Origin of the sequence: Streptomyces sp. NBC_00078 (assembly GCF_026343335.1) — a bacterium.
Lineage (GTDB): Bacteria > Actinomycetota > Actinomycetes > Streptomycetales > Streptomycetaceae > Streptomyces.
This window is the reverse complement of sequence record NZ_JAPELX010000001.1, coordinates 7,782,885-7,798,647: the sequence shown is the minus strand read 5'-3', so window position 1 is coordinate 7,798,647 and position 15,763 is coordinate 7,782,885. Positions and strand designations below refer to the sequence as shown.

Annotated in this window: 14 protein-coding genes and 1 pseudogene; 5 read left to right on the top strand and 10 right to left on the bottom strand. The window is 72.3% G+C overall.

What is annotated here, in order from left to right; all coding sequences use genetic code 11:
* The first annotated feature begins 2 nt into the window (after positions 1 to 2).
* The 3 genes and pseudogenes from OOK07_RS36195 (at position 3) to narJ (ending at position 1,862) form a co-directional block, all read left to right on the top strand.
* A complete protein-coding gene (locus tag OOK07_RS36195) occupies positions 3 to 836 on the top strand; it encodes an SAM-dependent methyltransferase (RefSeq protein ID WP_266800710.1) in 834 nt (277 codons plus the stop codon).
* A gap of 81 nt (positions 837 to 917) precedes the next feature.
* A pseudogene (locus tag OOK07_RS36190) lies at positions 918 to 1,103 on the top strand (hypothetical protein); the annotation flags it as partial.
* 264 nt (positions 1,104 to 1,367) lie between these two features.
* Complete coding sequence (narJ, locus tag OOK07_RS36185) at positions 1,368 to 1,862, top strand: nitrate reductase molybdenum cofactor assembly chaperone (RefSeq protein ID WP_266800707.1); 495 nt, start codon at positions 1,368 to 1,370, stop codon at positions 1,860 to 1,862.
* Between the two features lie 93 nt (positions 1,863 to 1,955).
* On the opposite strand, the gene dnaK is transcribed toward narJ, so the two are convergent.
* From dnaK to OOK07_RS36155, 6 genes are all read right to left on the bottom strand, one after another.
* On the bottom strand, positions 1,956 to 3,842 hold the full coding sequence (dnaK, locus tag OOK07_RS36180; RefSeq protein WP_266800705.1) for a molecular chaperone DnaK: 1,887 nt from the start codon (positions 3,840 to 3,842) through the stop codon (positions 1,956 to 1,958).
* Positions 3,843 to 4,025: 183 nt separating this feature from the next.
* The gene (locus OOK07_RS36175) at positions 4,026 to 4,454 is read right to left on the bottom strand and encodes an OsmC family protein (RefSeq protein ID WP_266686344.1); all 429 of its coding nucleotides are present in this window, start codon (positions 4,452 to 4,454) and stop codon (positions 4,026 to 4,028) included.
* Between the two features lie 57 nt (positions 4,455 to 4,511).
* Complete coding sequence (locus tag OOK07_RS36170; RefSeq protein WP_266800703.1) at positions 4,512 to 6,314, bottom strand: vWA domain-containing protein; 1,803 nt, start codon at positions 6,312 to 6,314, stop codon at positions 4,512 to 4,514.
* Positions 6,311 to 7,372, bottom strand: coding sequence for an ATP-binding protein (locus OOK07_RS36165; protein ID WP_266686342.1), 1,062 nt, complete (start codon positions 7,370 to 7,372; stop codon positions 6,311 to 6,313). Before OOK07_RS36165 ends, OOK07_RS36170 begins: the two co-directional genes overlap by 4 nt.
* An 80-nt stretch (positions 7,373 to 7,452) precedes the next feature.
* Positions 7,453 to 9,510 (bottom strand): phage holin family protein, encoded by a 2,058-nt coding sequence (locus OOK07_RS36160; RefSeq protein WP_266800701.1) that lies wholly within the window; start codon positions 9,508 to 9,510, stop codon positions 7,453 to 7,455.
* 101 nt (positions 9,511 to 9,611) lie between these two features.
* The gene (locus tag OOK07_RS36155) at positions 9,612 to 10,013 is read right to left on the bottom strand and encodes a hypothetical protein (RefSeq protein WP_266686340.1); all 402 of its coding nucleotides are present in this window, start codon (positions 10,011 to 10,013) and stop codon (positions 9,612 to 9,614) included.
* Positions 10,014 to 10,097: 84 nt separating this feature from the next.
* On the opposite strand from OOK07_RS36155, the gene OOK07_RS36150 reads away from it, so the two are divergent.
* The gene (locus OOK07_RS36150) at positions 10,098 to 10,871 is read left to right on the top strand and encodes an MBL fold metallo-hydrolase (RefSeq protein ID WP_266686339.1); all 774 of its coding nucleotides are present in this window, start codon (positions 10,098 to 10,100) and stop codon (positions 10,869 to 10,871) included.
* Entirely contained in the window at positions 10,868 to 11,488 is a 621-nt protein-coding gene (locus OOK07_RS36145) for a DedA family protein (protein ID WP_266686338.1), read from the top strand. Before OOK07_RS36150 ends, OOK07_RS36145 begins: the two co-directional genes overlap by 4 nt.
* Before the next feature lie 96 nt (positions 11,489 to 11,584).
* Here OOK07_RS36145 and OOK07_RS36140 read toward each other — a convergent pair whose 3' ends face one another.
* The 4 genes from OOK07_RS36140 to OOK07_RS36125 all read right to left on the bottom strand — a co-directional run bounded on the left by OOK07_RS36140 (position 11,585) and on the right by OOK07_RS36125 (position 15,727).
* Positions 11,585 to 12,727 carry an MBL fold metallo-hydrolase gene (locus tag OOK07_RS36140; RefSeq protein WP_266800698.1) on the bottom strand — a complete coding sequence of 381 codons (1,143 nt, stop codon included), beginning with the start codon at positions 12,725 to 12,727 and terminating at the stop codon, positions 11,585 to 11,587.
* On the bottom strand, positions 12,724 to 13,971 hold the full coding sequence (locus OOK07_RS36135; protein ID WP_266686335.1) for an aminotransferase class I/II-fold pyridoxal phosphate-dependent enzyme: 1,248 nt from the start codon (positions 13,969 to 13,971) through the stop codon (positions 12,724 to 12,726). Before OOK07_RS36135 ends, OOK07_RS36140 begins: the two co-directional genes overlap by 4 nt.
* A 95-nt stretch (positions 13,972 to 14,066) precedes the next feature.
* A complete protein-coding gene (locus OOK07_RS36130) occupies positions 14,067 to 14,855 on the bottom strand; it encodes a hypothetical protein (protein WP_266800696.1) in 789 nt (262 codons plus the stop codon).
* A gap of 152 nt (positions 14,856 to 15,007) precedes the next feature.
* Positions 15,008 to 15,727, bottom strand: a complete 720-nt coding sequence (locus tag OOK07_RS36125) for an ANTAR domain-containing response regulator (protein ID WP_266686333.1) — start codon at positions 15,725 to 15,727, stop codon at positions 15,008 to 15,010.
* Positions 15,728 to 15,763: the final 36 nt, after the last annotated feature.

The window sequence follows — 15,763 nt, the reverse complement described above, 5'->3', positions numbered from 1 at the left end:
GCATGACCGGTTCCGACGCCGCGCCGCAGATCGACACCAGCCGGCCGCATCCCGCCCGCGTGTACGACTGGTGGCTGGGCGGCAAGGACAACTACCCGGTGGACGAGGAACTGGCGCGCAGGATTCTCGCCCTGGACAACACCGCGGTACGTGGGGCACGGGCCAACCGGAGGTTCATGCACCGGGCCGTCCGCACGGTTGCCGAGGCGGGGATACGCCAGTTCCTGGACATCGGCACGGGCATCCCCACCGAGCCCAACCTGCACCAGGTGGCGCAGGGCGTGGCACCTGAGGCCCGGGTGGTGTACGCGGACAACGACCCGATCGTGCTGCGGCACGCCCAGGCGCTGCTGCACGGCTCCGCCGAGGGCAGCACGGACTACGTGCACGCGGACGTGCGGGACGTCGGCACGCTCCTTGCGCGGGCCGAGGAGTCCCTGGACTTCACGCGGCCTGTCGCACTGTCGCTGGTCGCGTTGACCCACTACCTGGGTGACGAGGCCGACGGCGACGATGTCTACGGAATGGTGGGGAGTTACGTCGCGGCGCTGGCCCCGGGCAGCTGTCTGATCCTGTCGCAGGTCACCCCCGACCTGAATCCGGAGGCCGTCGCAAAGGCCGCCGGTGCCTTCCGGGCCGGTGGCACGCCCTTCCACCCCCGGTCGATCACCGAGTTCCGGCGCTTCTTCGACGGCCTGGAACTGCTCGGCCCCGGTGTGATCCCGGTGACCGGATGGCGCCCGGAGGCCGAGGACGTGGCGGTGCAGGCGGAGGGTGTCGTGCCGGTGTACGCAGGTGTCGCCCGCAAGCCCGGCCCGGCTCTGCCCCGCCCCTGACCCGTACGGCTGCCGTGAACGGGTGCGTTCCCCCGCTCGCCCCTAGCGTCGTAGGCCAGAGCGAGCAAGGGAGCGACGCACGTGGCCGACACGCGGATACCGCCCACCGGGCCGGGAGCGGCGCTGTTGCTCGCCGGCCGCTTCTTCCGGCCCGGTATCCCGGCGCCCGATCCGCACAGCATCGGCCTGACCTGCGGGCGGGAGGCGGACGCCTTCCACCGGGACCGCTGGAGCCATGACAAGGCCGTGAACTCCACACGCGGAGTGACGTGATTCCGACGGCGGCCGTGGGCGACGCCCGCCGACCGGAGGCCACGGCCGCCACTGCCGGCTCTGTGACAGGTGCGGTCTCGACCACGCCGGCGGGCCAGGGATCGGCGGTGACAGCCCCTTCGGTCAGGACCCGGGGCGCAGGCGGCTGCCGCTGGTGCCGGTGGAGAACTTCCACCTGCTGCGCGGACGCCGGAGCGCCGACCATCCGGCCGAGGCGGCCGACGACCCGGTCGGCCCGGCCGACGTGAAGGAGACCTGATGCCCTCGGACGCCGTGCTGTACCAGGCGGCAGCACTCTGCCTGACCTATCCCGACGAGGACTTCCGGGCCCGGCTGCCGCTGCTGCGCGAAGCGGCCCCGCAGCTGCGGGAGTTCGTGGATCACGCGGCCGTCACACCGCCTCAGGAACTGGCCGCGCACTACGTCCAGGTCTTCGCCTCCGAGAACCGCCACAGCCTCTGTCTGAGCTGGTGGCGGGACGGGGACACCCGGCAGCGCGGCATGGCGCTGGTCCGCTTCCAGGAGGTATACCGCGCCGCCGGCCTGGAGTTCACCGGCGAGGAACTGCCCGACTTCCTGCCCGCCGTGCTGGAGTTCGCGGCGCGCACCGGCGACACGGACGTGCTGACGGAACACCGTGCCGGACTCGATCAACTCCGGTGCCGGCTCACCGAGTTCGGCACTCCGTACGCGTCTGTCCTGGATGCCGTGTGCGCCGCCCTCCCCCTCGGACACACGAGGGCGCGCCCATGACCACACCGCTGCGGGTTTCCTGCCGTATGTCGCCGTCGCCCTCCTCCTCACCGGCCTGATCCGGGCCGAGGGAACCACCGCCAGGCCGGGGTTCTAGGCCGCGCCGCCCTTGGTGTCACGGTCGTCCTCGTCGACGATCTCTGCGTCGACCACACCTTCCTCCTCCGGCGGTGCCGTGTGCTGTTCGGTGCCGGTGCCGGTGCCGGTGTCCGTGTCGGTGGGGGTCTGGTCGGCCTGGGCGTACATGGCCTGGCCCATCTTCTGGCTGACGGTGGCGAGTTTCTCGACGCCGGTGCGCAACTCACCCGTCTCCGCGTTCCGTTCCAGCAGGCCCTTCAGTTCCGTGACGGCCTCCTGGACCTCCGTCCTGGTGTCCGCGGGAATCCGCTCCTCGTTGTCCCGTATGAACTTCTCGGTCTGGTAGACGAGTTGCTCGGCCTGGTTGCGGGTCTCGGCGGCCTCCCGGCGCCCCCGGTCCTCCTCGGCGTACTGCTCGGCCTCCCGCATCATGCGGTCGATGTCGTCCTTGGGCAGGGCGGAACCGCCGGTCACCGTCATCTTCTGTTCCCGGCCCGTTGCCAGGTCCTTGGCCGACACGTGCATGATTCCGTTGGCATCGATGTCGAAGGCAACCTCGATCTGCGGGATCCCGCGCGGGGCGGGCGGCAGCCCGGTCAGGTCGAAGACGCCCAGCTTCTTGTTGTACGCGGCGATCTCGCGCTCGCCCTGGTAGACCTGGATGCCCACCGAGGGCTGGTTGTCGGTGGCCGTCGTGAAGATCTCCGAACGCCGGGTCGGGATCGTCGTGTTGCGCTCGATCAGCTTTGTCATGATGCCGCCCTTGGTCTCGATGCCCAGGGACAGCGGTGTGACGTCGAGCAGCAGGACGTCCTTGACGTCGCCGCGGATGACACCGGCCTGCAGGGCCGCGCCGACGGCCACGACCTCGTCGGGGTTGACGCCCTTGTGCGGGTCCTTGCCGGTGAGGTCCTTGACCAGGTCGGTGACCGCGGGCATCCGGGTGGAGCCGCCGACGAGGATGACGTGGTCGACCGCGGACAGTTTGATGCCGGCGTCCTTGACCGCCTGGTGGAAGGGGGTCTTGCAGCGGTCGAGGAGGTCGGCGGTGAGCTCCTGGAACTGGGCGCGGGTCATCTTCTCGTCCAGGTGCAGCGGGCCCTCGGCGGAGGCCGTGATGTAGGGCAGGTTGATCGCCGTCTCGGACGAGCTGGACAGTTCGATCTTCGCCTTCTCGGCGCCCTCCCGCAGCCGTTGCAGCGCCATCTTGTCCTTGCCGAGGTCGATGCCGTACTGGCCCTTGAACTTCTTGACCAGGTGCTCGACGATCCGCTGGTCCCAGTCGTCGCCGCCGAGGTGGGTGTCGCCGTTGGTGGCCTTCACCTCGATGACGCCGTCCCCGATCTCCAGCAGTGACACGTCGAAGGTGCCGCCGCCGAGGTCGAAGACCAGCACGGTCTGCTCCTCGCCCCGGTCCAGGCCGTAGGCGAGGGCGGCGGCCGTGGGCTCGTTGATGATCCGCAGGACCTTCAGCCCCGCGATCTCCCCCGCCTCCTTGGTGGCCTGCCGCTGCGAGTCGTCGAAGTACGCCGGTACGGTGATCACCGCGTCCGTGACGTCCTCGCCGAGGTAGGACTCCGCGTCGCGCTTCAGCTTCTGCAGGACCCGTGCGGACAGCTCCTGCGCCCGGTAGCGCGTCCCGTCCACGGAGCCCTCGTCGGGGAAGCGCCACTGCGCGTGGCCCATGTGCCGCTTCACCGAGCGCGCGGTCCGCTCGACGTTCGTCACCGCCTGCCGCTTGGCGACCTCGCCGACCAGTACCTCCCCGTTCTTGGCGAAGGCCACGACGGACGGTGTGGTCCGGGCTCCCTCCGCGTTGGCGACGACCGTGGGCTCGCCGCCCTCCAGGACGGCCACCACCGAGTTCGTGGTCCCGAGATCGATCCCGACCGCACGTGCCATCTCCGTCCCCTTCCGCCAGGGCGCTTCCCAGACTCCAGCACAAAACTTGAGTGGGCTGTTGTCAATGCCGCGTGCCCCACGTAGGCCGCGTACCCCACGTACGCCGGGTACCCCGGAAACGACGGTGCCGCGCCCCCTGGCCCGCGGGGCGCGGCATCGAGGGCCGTACAGGCCGTACGGGTGTCAGGCGAGCTTGGCCGACAGAGTGATCGTCGTGCCGGTCAGGGCCTGGCTGACCGGGCAGTTCTTCTTGGCGTCCTCGGCGGCGGCGACGAAGGCGTCCTCGTCGATGCCGGGGACCGTGCCCTCGACGGTGAGGTGGATGCCGGTGATGCCCTCACCCGGCTGGAAGTTCACGTCCGCCGAGGTGACGAGCTTGGTGGGCGGGGTGCCGGAGCCGTTCAGGGCGTGCGACAGCGCCATGGAGAAGCAGCTGGAGTGCGCGGCGGCGATCAGCTCTTCGGGACTGGTCTTGCCATTGGCGTCCTGGGAGCGTGAAGCCCACGTGACCGGCTGTGCCTCGATGGCACCGGAGGAGTCGAAATTGACGACACCGCTGCCCTCGATCAGGCTGCCTTCCCAGACGGTGTGTGCGGAGCGCGTGGTTGCCACGGTGAGTCCTTCCGAATTCTGATTGTTCCTTGCGACGCCATCCGATCACATTCCGGCCTACTGCACCCGAAACACGGGCCCACGCGCGGTGAACGGCAGGCGTGCGCCCTGCGGGATGAGATACGCGTGCTCGCGCCGCACCCGCAGCACGTCGCACCAGCCGTCCGTGATGACGAGGACGGGGGCGCCCGGCGGGAAGTCGTCCGCGCGGTGCAGCAGGTCGATGCCGGGCTGCAGGGCCGTGCCCCCACGGCCGTGGACCCGGACCCGGCCGGCGATCTCGGTGACCGGCACATAGCCCGCGTCGTGCGGGGCCGCGTCGCAGAAGACGACGCGGGCGGCCGGTACGTCGCGGGCGCCGGCGTAGGAGGCGATGGCGCCGAGGGCCTTGCCGAGCAGCGTGCGCTCCATCGAGCCCGAGGTGTCGAGGACCACGCCGAAGGTGCAGCGGGCGATCTCCTCGGGCGGGAAGTAGCGGCCCGCGCGCGGGATGTCCGGGGTGGAGGACTGGCGCCGGGAGGGGCGCGCGTACGTCCGTACGGGCTGTGGGCTGGGCACGAACTCGTCGAACCAGCGGGCGAGTTGGGCGTCCCAGGGGAGCGGCGGGTGGCTCAGCGCGCGGATCTCCTCGACCAGGCCGCCCGGCAGGAGGCCGCGCTCCTGCTGCTGGTGCAGGTCCAGGCCCTGGTAGAGGCCGCGGCGGTAGAACTCGTCGAGGTCGACGTAGTCGCCGGGCGGGCCCAGCGGGGCGCCGAGGACGTCGCCGAGGCCCTTGCCGCGCAGGGTGGCAAGGCGGCGCATCCGGCGCAGGTCACCGGCGAGGCGGTCGTAGACCTCCTCGGACGAGAGACCGGCGAGGGCGGGGTCGTACAGCAGGCCCTCCGGCATGGTGCCGACCTGCATTTCGCACAGCCAGCCGTTGATGACGTAGTCGCAGGCGATGTTGAACAGGTAGGGGTCGCGGGTGCCGCAGCGGTCGCCGTGGCGCAGGGCGGCGTGCAGCATCTCGTGGGCGAGGATGAACCGCCATTCCTCGTCGTCGAAATGGCGCAGGGGGTTGACGTAGATCTCGCCGGACTCCGGGTTCACCGCGGCGACGGAGATGCCGTGGGCGCGGGTGAGTTCGGCGTCGGCGACGAGGGTGATGCCGGCCGCGATGCCGCCGAGCAGCGGGTAGGAGGAGATGAACCAGCTCAGGGCCTGCTGCCAGGGGCGCTGCGGGGCCACTTCGCCGGTGAGGGAGTCGCGGCGGCCGCCCGCCATGTCCATCGCCGCCGACACGGTCCGGGTCAGGGCGGTGGCGAACGCCAGCTGGTGGTCCGGGGGCTGCATCCAGCCCGCCCACGGCAGAAGCAGCAGGTCGGGCTCGTCGCCCGCCGTTCCGCAGCGCTCGTACGCGGGCGGGATCCCGTCCCGCCGCCAGCGCGCGGCGAGTTGCTCCTCGTCGCCGTCGGGATAGGAGGCGGGGAGTTCCTCGGGGGTGGTGCCGATGGTGAAGTTCAGCAGGAAGCGGTTGACGACGACGCAGCGCGCGGCGAGGTCGTACCGGTCGGGCTGTTCGCGCGGTTGCGGGCCCTTCACCGCCGGGACGTGTCCGAAGCCGAGGTGCAGCACGGCGTGCGCGACGGCCCAGGCCCAGGCGGCGGGTTCGGCCAGGCGTCTCGGGTGGACGTGCAGGTCGCCGTTGGAGTCGACGACCACGAGGTGGTCGCGGGGCGCGCACCGGCACTCCTCCTGCCTGCAGACGGCGAAGTCGACGGCCGCCAGCGCCGGGTTGGCCTTCACCAGCCGCATCCCCTCGGCGAACGCCTCGGACGCGAGGTCCCGCTTCTTCTGCCCCTTGCCCCGGGTCCTGCTCACCGGCGCGCCTCCACCAGCCGGGGCATGTCCCGGGCGGCCTCGATGAGGAACCACGCGGGCAGGACGGGGTTGCCGTCGGCGTCGGAGGCGATGACGGTCTGGGCGACCTCGACGGAGATCTCCGCGAGCTGCACGAGCAGCGACTTGGCCCGGTACGCGGTCTGCCGGCCGTTCGCCGACATGTGCTCCTTGCTGACCGGCAGCTCCTTGATCAGGCGGCCGCGGAAGGACTCGGCGAGGTAGTAGAGCAGGTCGCGGTCCGCGAGCCGGTTCGGCCAGCGGGCGTCGCCCTTGATGATCGCCTCGATGCCGAACTGGCTGCGCACGATCTTGACGTAGCCGCAGAACGCGGTGGCGTGCCGGGGTGTCAGCGTGCCGTGCGCGAGGACCTTCAGGGTCTCCTCGTCGAGCCCCTGGCCGAAGGAGTGCAGCGCGTCGGAGAGCATGTGCCAGGAGCGGGGCGTGGAGAAGGGCTCCTCGGTCTTCGGCGGCTTGGACCACAGGTGGTCGGGCCGGTCGGTCAGGTGGTCGAGGATCCAGGGGTGGATGGCGTTGTTCGCGGCCCAGGTCAGCCAGTCCTTGGCGGACGCCTCCAGATGGACGTGGGTGAGGCGGTTGACGAGGGCGGAGGCGATGGGCCGCGCGAGCGCGTTGTCCGTCGACCGGTTTCCGGCGCCGATGACGATCGAGCCCTTCGGCAGTTCGTAGCTGCCGATACGGCGGTCGAGGATGAGGGAGTAGAACGCCTTCTGCACATCCGGTGTGGCCGCGTTCAGCTCGTCCAGGAACAGGCAGTACGGCTCGTCGCGGGCGATGGCCTCCGGCGGGCAGAACACCGAGCGCCCGTCTCGGATCTGGGGCACTCCGATGAGGTCCTCGGGCGCGAGCTGGGTACCGAGCAGGCTCACACACGTAAGCCCCAACGACTCTGCGAAGTCCCTGACGAGGGAGGACTTTCCGATCCCTGGGGCACCCCAGATGAAGACCGGCCGCACGGTGGCCAGGCCCAGCAGCAGTTCGGGGACACGGGCGGGAGTGACGCTGACGGCAGCCTGCAACGCAGGGGCTCCTTGGGGGTGTTCGAGGGGTTTGCGACTCGAACAGTGTGTTCCCCCGGCCGTCCGGGCGCAGCCGATTTTCAGGCGGCCCGTTCCTCCGGCTCCGCGTCCAGGGGTATCTGGGGGCCGTCCGTCTCCCGCAGCCAGCGCCGCAGCACGCGGTGGATCTCCTCCGCCCCGACGAGTTCCCGCCCGTCCTCGACCGGCTCGGGGAAGGCGATCGGGGAGAGCAGGAAGGGTCTGCCCTGCGGGCCGCCGAGCCCGCCGTGCGAGCCGATCTGCTCCTCGAAGGCGAGGACCTCGCCGTCGGCCGGGTCGTGGAAGGAGTTGACCATGATGTCGGCGGTGTGCGGGAAGGAGTGCGTGCGGCGGACGGCGTCGGCGGCACCGGGCCCGAAGGCCGCCAGCGGGCCCGGGTCCTCGTCGAGCCGCTCCAGTGGGATCTCCGCGCCGTACGCGCCGAGCACGACCCCGCCGTGCTCCTCGCTGCGCACCAGCAGGAAGCCGATGCCGGGATGGTTGGCGAGCGTCGTCAGCAGGGCCGGATGCCGGGCGTCGATCTCCTCCTTGCTCATCCGGTGCGGCACGTCCGGGAAGGAGACCAGGCCGAGGTTGCCGGAGGCCAGCACGATCGGCTCCGAGCGGCGGGAGGGCCGGTACTGGTCGTCGCCTTCCTCCACGGGCCGGCGCAGCGCCGCACGCACGGCCGCGCGGGCCTCGGCGCCACTGTGGGTGCGCTGCGCCCTGCGCGGTACGGGCAGCCCGCAGCCGGCCCGCACCAGGTCTGCGAGGTCCAGGCCGTAGCGGGCGCGGAACGTCTCACCGGGGCTTTGTCCGTGGTCGGACAGGACGACGATGCGGTACGGCCGCGGGGCGTGCTCGGCGACGTTCGCGATCAGCGCCAGCGAGCGGTCGAGGCGCTCAAGGACCTTCTCGGCGTCCCGGCTCGTCGGCCCGGAGTGGTGCGCCACTTCGTCGTAGGCCACCAGGTCGGCGTAGACGGCGGTGCGCCCGGCGAGCATGTCGCCCATGACCGCGGTGACGACGACGTCCCGCTCGATGACCGTCGCGAAGGCGCGGACCAGGGGGTACAGGCCGCCGCGTGCGACGCGCGGGCGCTGCTTCCTGGCGCGGGCCCGGGTGGACTGGCCCATCTCACGGCCGACCTCGGCGACGAAGGACATGGCGGTGCGCACGGCGTTGGCCGGGTCGGCGAAGTACGCGAAGTAGCCCGCACGGGACCGGTTGTCCCGGCCGCGTCGGCGGGTGGCGATGGACAGCACCAGGGCCTGTTCGTCGGCGCCGCCGCTGAAGAGGTTGCCGCGGCTGGCGCCGTCGGCGGTGAGGAGGCCGCCGTCACCGGTGCGCTCGACGGCGCGGCGCTGGAGTTCGGCGGCGCTGGTCGGCCGGTTGCAGACCATCACCTCGCGGCTGTCCTTCTCGTACCAGCGGAACGCCGGGATGTCGTGGTTGCTGCCGTGCAGGATGCCGAGCTGGCTGGCGCCGGTCTGGCTGGACCAGTCGGTGCGCCAGCGGGTGAGCCGGTGGCTGCCCTCCAGCCAGCCGGCGACGGTGGGCATAAGGCCCTTCGCGACCGCCGACACGAGTATGTCGTGGCCGACGCCGTCGAGTTGAAGGAAGACCGTGCCCGGGGTGGCCGGACCCGGTGGCCCCCGTCTGCGGCGGCGGTCGGCGAGGCGGTAGAGGCGGCGCCGGTAGGCGTCGTCGTCGCGCACGGCCAGGGCGGCGCCGGTCGCGGAGGCCACGGCGGACATCACGGCGGCCACGACGACGGCGGTCTCGGGGGCCGCCTCGGCATTGCCGGACGGGTTGAGCCGCAGGGCGACCAGCAGCAGCGATCCGTTCAGGACGAAGACGAGCAGTCCCAGTACGAGCGCGGGCACGAGCAGCAGCAGTCGTACGAGCAGTGGCCAGGCGAGGGCGGACAGGACACCGAAGACGCCGGCGCCGAACGCGGCGGTGACGGCGATGTGCGTGGCGCTCTCGCCGTCCGGGGACTGGAGACGGAAGTCCGGCAGGATCCCGGCGAGGACGAGCATGGTGACCGTGGACACCGCCCACACCGTGACGCTCCGCCCCACCTGACTGGCGGCCCGCCGCCAACGCACGCCACGCACGCCCAGCCCACCTCACGTCCTGGCCCGTCGTCGGTGCGGGCTTTTACTCAGACTGTCACAAGGGTCGGACAACGCGGTCCGTGACCGGGGCGGGGGCTGTTTCAGCGGCCGTCGTATCCGGCGGTCGGCATCGACAGGCGCCGGTGCACCCGTGCCTTCATCTGTGCGTCGTAGCGGGGCTCGGCGGAGCCCACCGTCTCCACCCGCACCCCGCGCCGGGCGCACTCGTCGGTGAACTCCTCAACCGATGACAGCGCGCTCTCCAGCACCCGGCGGCTGGGCGCCACGAACAGGTCGATCCCCGGCCGGACGCCGTCCCACAGCACGCAGTGGTCGGCCCGCAGCCCGCGTACCAGGAGCTCCCGGCTGACGATGTAGCCCCGCTCGGCGGCCCAGCGCGCGCACATCGCGTGCTGGCTGCGGGAGTCCACCAGGAAGGGATCGGCTTCCAGTTCCTCCAGCGGCGTCAGACTCGCGATCGCCGTGACCCGCACCCCTCCCATGGCGTCCCCCTCACCTCTGGGTTTCGGCGCCGACCCTACTCCTGCCCGTAGGCTTCGGGGGAGTCGCGCGAAGGAGGCAAAGAGGTGCCGGTGGAGATCACCTGGTGGGGTCATGCGACCTGCACGGTCGCGGATTCGGACATACGCCTGCTCACCGACCCTCTGTTCGCCCAGCGCCTCGCCCATCTCCGCCGCCGTCGCGGGGCGCTGCCGCCGCCCGGAGCGTGGCGCGCGGACGTGGCCCTTGTGTCCCATCTGCACGCCGACCACCTGCACGTTCCCTCTCTGGAGCGGCTCGCCGAGGGCACGCGGCTGCTGGTGCCCCGGGGTGCACCCCGGGCGGTGCCGGGACTGCGGCGGCTCACTCATCTCAAGGTGAGCGAAGTGGCGCCCGGGGACCGGGTGACGGTCGGCGAGGTGGTCGTACGGGTCGTTCCCGCGCAGCACGACGGGCGGCGGCTGCCGCTGGGACCGCATCGCTGCCCCGCCCTCGGCTACGTCATCGAGGGCCAGGCGCGGACGTACTTCGCCGGGGACACCGGGCTGTTCGACGACATGGCCGGCGAGGTCGGGCCGGTCGACGTGGCGCTGCTGCCGGTTGGCGGCTGGGGACCGTATCTCGGCGAGGGGCATCTGGACGCGGGACGGGCGGCCCAGGCGCTGGCCCGGCTGGCGCCGCGCAGTGCGGTGCCGGTGCACTACGGCACGTACTGGCCGATCGGGATGGACGCCGTGCGCCCGCACGAATTCCACTCGCCCGGCGACGAGTTCGCGCGCCTCGCGGCCGAGTACGCGCCCGAGGTCGCGGTGCACCGGCTCGGACATGGGGAGAGCGTGCGGCTGGAGGTCGCAAGGTGACGTGGCTGGCCGCCACGGCGACGGTGGTGCCGCCGGAGTCCACCCAGCAGGCCCTCGGATATCCGTCGCTGTTCCTGCTGGTGCTGTTCGGGGCGCTGGTGCCGGTGATTCCGACGGGGGCGCTGGTGAGTTCGGCGGCGGTGGTGGCGTTTCATCAGACGGCACCGTTCTCGCTGGCGCTGGTGTTCGTGACGGCGTCGTTGGCCGCGTTCCTCGGGGATGCGGCGCTGTACTGGCTCGGGCGGCGCGGGATGGGGTCGAAGAACGGGTCGCGGTGGCTGGAGGCGATCCGGGCGCGGGCGCCCGAGGAGCGGCTTGCGCAGGCGCAGTCGAAACTCGCCGAGCACGGGGTCGCCGTACTGGTGTTGTCCCGGCTGGTTCCTGCCGGGCGGATTCCGGTGATGCTGGCCTGTCTGATGGCGAAGTGGCCGTTGCGGCGGTTTGCCCGGGGGAACCTGCCGGCCTGTCTGGCGTGGGCGGTGACGTATCAGGTGATCGGGATCTTGGGGGGCTCCTTGTTCAAGGAGCCCTGGGAGGGTGTGGTGGCGGCGGTTGTGCTGACGGTGGTCGTCGGTGCGGCGCCCAGTATGTGGAAGCGGGTTCGATCCGCGGGGTGACGGTGCGTGGAAGGGGGCGGCGAGGTCGTAGAGGCTGTGGTCGTGCCCACGCGGCAAAGCCGCACTCGGACACGGTCCAGCGCCCCCTTGGGGGCGCTACAGGATCCGGGAGGCTCCAACTGGCAGGTCCCACAGGTCTTCTCGGGCCAGGCCCGCCTTCTCCCAAGCCGCACGCACCCGCGTGAGCGGTTCCAGGACCGGCTCGGCGGACAGCACGAACGTCGCCCAGTGCATGGGCGCCATCCTTCTCGCACCGAGGTCCTGGGCCGCCCTTACCGCCTCCTCCGGGTCGCAGTGGACGTCGCTGAGCCACCAGCGTGGGTCGTAGGCACCGATCGGGAGCAGGGCGAGGTCGATGCCCGGGTAGCGCTCGCCGATGCGGGCGAACCAGTGGCCGTACCCCGTGTCGCCGGCGAAGTGGACGCGCCGGCCGTCGGGGGCTGTGAGGACCCAGCCGCCCCACAGGGTGCGGCAGGTGTCGATGAGGGTGCGCTTGGACCAGTGGTGGGCGGGGACGAAGTCGAAGCGGACGCCGTTCAGTTCGGCCGCCTCCCACCAGTCCAGTTCCGTGATGGTGGTGAACCGGCGGCGGCGGAACCAGCCGCCCAGTCCCGCCGGCACGAACACCGGGGTGTCGCGCGGGAGCCGGCGCAGTGTGGGGGCGTCCAGGTGGTCGTAGTGATTGTGGCTGATGACGACGGCGTCGACGCGCGGCAGGGTGTTCCAGGGGATGCCGACCGGGGTGATGCGGGCGGGCGTGCCGAGGATGCGGCGGGACCAGACCGGGTCGGTGAGGACGGTCAGTCCGCCGATCCGGAGGACCCAACTGGCGTGCCCCGCCCAGGAGACGGCGACGGTGCGGGCGTCGACGCGGGGCAGCGGCGCGGGTGCGAAGGGGAGCCTGGGGATGTCGGCGAGGCCCGCGCGCCCGGGGCGGACGGAACCCTCGCGGGCGAAGCGGGCCATGGACTTCAGATCGGGCAGCGGGGCGGTCAGGCGGTCGTGGAAGGTACGCGGCCACACCCGGGGCTCGCCCAGCGGGCGGGGTTCGGTGAGCGGTGGGAACGAGGTCGCGAACGGGGCTGTGGGCGCCCGAACGTCGGCTTCCCTGGCGCTCGTACGTGTCGTCGTACCCGTACCGGTGCTCGCACTGATGCTGCTCGTCGTGGTGCTGCTCGTCGTGGTGCTGCTCGTGGTGGTGCTGCTCGTGGTGGTGGTCGACTCGGTCTGTTGCGTCATCGAGGAGGCTCCCATCGCTGAGCGTCGTCGCGGAGATCGTCGAAGACCGACTTCACATGACTCAACGCGCGTTGCACGTGTGGCAGTTCCAACGGCGCGGGTGAGATGAGGCATTCCGCGCGTTCCTCGTCCGTACGGCCCAGCAGCGGGCCGGTGGACAGCCGTACGCGCAGCGCGCCGAGTTCGTCGCCGAAGCGGTGGCCGCCCGGCGCGGGCATGCCGAGCCGGGCGGTGAGGAAGTCCTCCAGCTCCTGCGCGTCGCCGACGCCGTGCGCGGTGAGGGCGGCGCGCAGCGGGCCGAGGTCGGCGTACAGGTGGCGGCCCGCCTGCGGGGGGCGCGACAGGGCGCCCGCCGCGACGACCGCCGCGTGTACCTCGGCGGCCACGCGTGCGTGCAGGCGTACGGCGGCGGCCACCCGCGCGGTGACCGGCTCGGGCTCCTGCAGCGCGTGGGCGGCGGAGGCCGCGACCGGGCCGGCGACGCGGGCGCCGAGCGCGGTCAGCACGTCGAGCACGCGCGCGTGGAGGTCAGGGCCCGTCGCGCCCGCCGGGAAACGGGCCACCGCGGCGGGCCAGGCCGTCGGCAGCAACGCGCCCGCCAGATCGGTGACGACGCTGACCCGGTCGGGCAGCATCTCGGCGGGGCTGAGCAGCACGGTGTCGTGCGGTTCGTGCAGAGTGTCGCGCCAGGTCTCGTCGCTGACCAGGTGCAGGCCCTCCCCGGCGGCGGCCTCGATGCACTCGTGCAGCACCTCGGGCGGGGCGACGGTGGCGGTGGGGTCGTCGGCGACCGACAGCACGAGCAGTCGCGGGTCCCCGCCCTCGGCGCGCACTCTGCGCACGGTCTCCAGGAGTGCGTACGGATCCGGGACGCCACCGCACTCGGCCGGAGTCGCGACATGGAAGACGGGTCTTCCCAACAGGCGTGCGTACGGCGCCCACCAGGCCGCGCACGGCCTCGGCACCAGGACGTCGCCGCCGAGGGCGGCGGTCAGCGCGAGCAGCAGCGAAGGCGCCCCGGGGCCGGCGGCCACGAGGCCCGGCTCGGTCGCCAGACCGCGTCGCTGCCAGTAGCCGCACGCGGCCTCGATCAGCTCGGGACCGCCACCGGTCGGTTCCCCCTCGGCCCGGGCGGCGGCCCCCGCTAGCACGCCGGCCAGTGCGGGCAGTACGGGCAGCCCGTCCTCGGGCGGCGGCGGCCCGTACCGGACCGGGCCGTGGCCTTCCGGGTCCGTCCGCCGCATGCGTGCCTCCGCGCAGTCGTGCTGTCGGGCTCTGAGTACCCAGGGTGCCGCCGGCCCATGGGCTTTCGCTGGAGTTGCGCCCGTCACACGGCGGGTCAGCCGCGCAGGACGGTGCCCCTGTGCCACAGCCGGTACGCGGCCGCGCCCATCGCGCCCGCGATCAGGATGCCGCCGATGACCAGGGCGGGCACGGAGTCGCTGAACGTGCCGCCCTCGCCGGCCTCCACCCCGTGCTGGACCGGTGCGCTGCCACAGGAGTCGGTGTTCCGCCCGGGGCAGGGCCGGCTCTCTCCACCGCCGACGACCCCGCCATCACCGACGCCGCCACCACCTACGACCCCGCTACCGCCGACGTCACCGCCACCGCCACCGCCCACGACCCCGCCAACGCCACTGCCAACGCCACTGCCGTCGACGCCACCGGCGCCACCGCCACCATCGCCTTCGACGCCGCCCTCGCCGTGGTTCCCCTGGAAAGTGGCTCTCCACGGCTTGCCCTTTCCGCCGGGTGCGCCCGGGCAGGTGCCGTCGACGGTCCACGCGGAGTCCGCGCCCGCCTCGGCGGGGCCGTCGGCCGCGAAGTCCTCGGCCGAGGAGATACGGGCGGCGCCGCGGTAGGCGGGGCCCGCGGTCTCCGCGTCGTTGCCGGGGACGCGCTGCAACTGGACGGTGCCCTCGTCGAAGGCGTCCGAGGTGGCGTCGATGGTGGCGGGCGCCTGGCCGCCGGTCGCTTCGCAGGAGACCGAGACGGTGACACTGCCACCCGGGGAGACGGTGCTCGGACTGACCTCCGCGGCCGGGTCCGCGAGGGCGGCCGAGGCGGCGAAGCCGAGCGTGGCGCTGGCCAGGGCCGCGACGGACAGGACACGGGCGGTGGAACGCATGGGGAGGGCTCCTTCGACGGGCGGCTTCTCAGGAGCACGGTGATCGTGCCCCGTAGCCCATCACAGCCCGCACGGTGGCGAGGCGCGCGCGGCCGAGCCCCATTCGCGCGACAGGCGCACCCGAGTGGGTGACACGGCTGGGACGCGGGCCGTCAGTTCATCAGCGCGGCCAGGTCCCGTTCCAGCCCACGGCCCCGCCGCTCGACCACCACCGAGGCCACGTCGGACAGCTTGCGGTTGCTGCCCTGAGAGATGCGGCGCAGCACCCCGAACGCGTCGTCCGCGTCGCAGCCCAGCACATGCATGACGATGCCGCAGGCCTGGTCGACGAGGGGCCGGGAACGCAGGGCCGTACCGAGCTGGTCGAGTTCGGTGAGCGCGGCCCGGTACGAACGGTCGCGGACGATACACGTCATGGCGAGGTCGCCGAGCGCCCGGACGGCCCCGTGCGGGGCGTCCTCCAGGGCGCCGGGCCGGAAGCTGTAGAGGCTGAGGGTCACGGCGAGGCCGGCGCGCCGGAAGGGCAGCGTGACGCTGGAGCGCACCCCCGAGTCGAGCGCCAGGGCACGGTAGTCCGGCCAGCGGTCCTCGCGCAGCAGGTCCGGGGACCGGGCGGGCTCCCCCTGTTCCAGGGCGGTGGGGATGGGTCCGTCCCCGGATCGGAGCTGCACGGCCACCATGGGGGCGAGGTCGGGATGGCTGACGGCAGCGGGCCGTTCGCTGCCGCCCTCGGCCACCATACTGCTCGCCCCGCAGCAGTCCACGGTGCAGCGCACGGCCTCCTCGACCAGTTCCGACAGCCGCCGCCCCACAAGAGCGGGCTCGGCGGACTCCGTACCCCAACGGCGGCCGTGATGCCCGGTTTCCGGCATGGTGAACTCCTCCCCTCCCCGCCCGCCTTCCCTCTC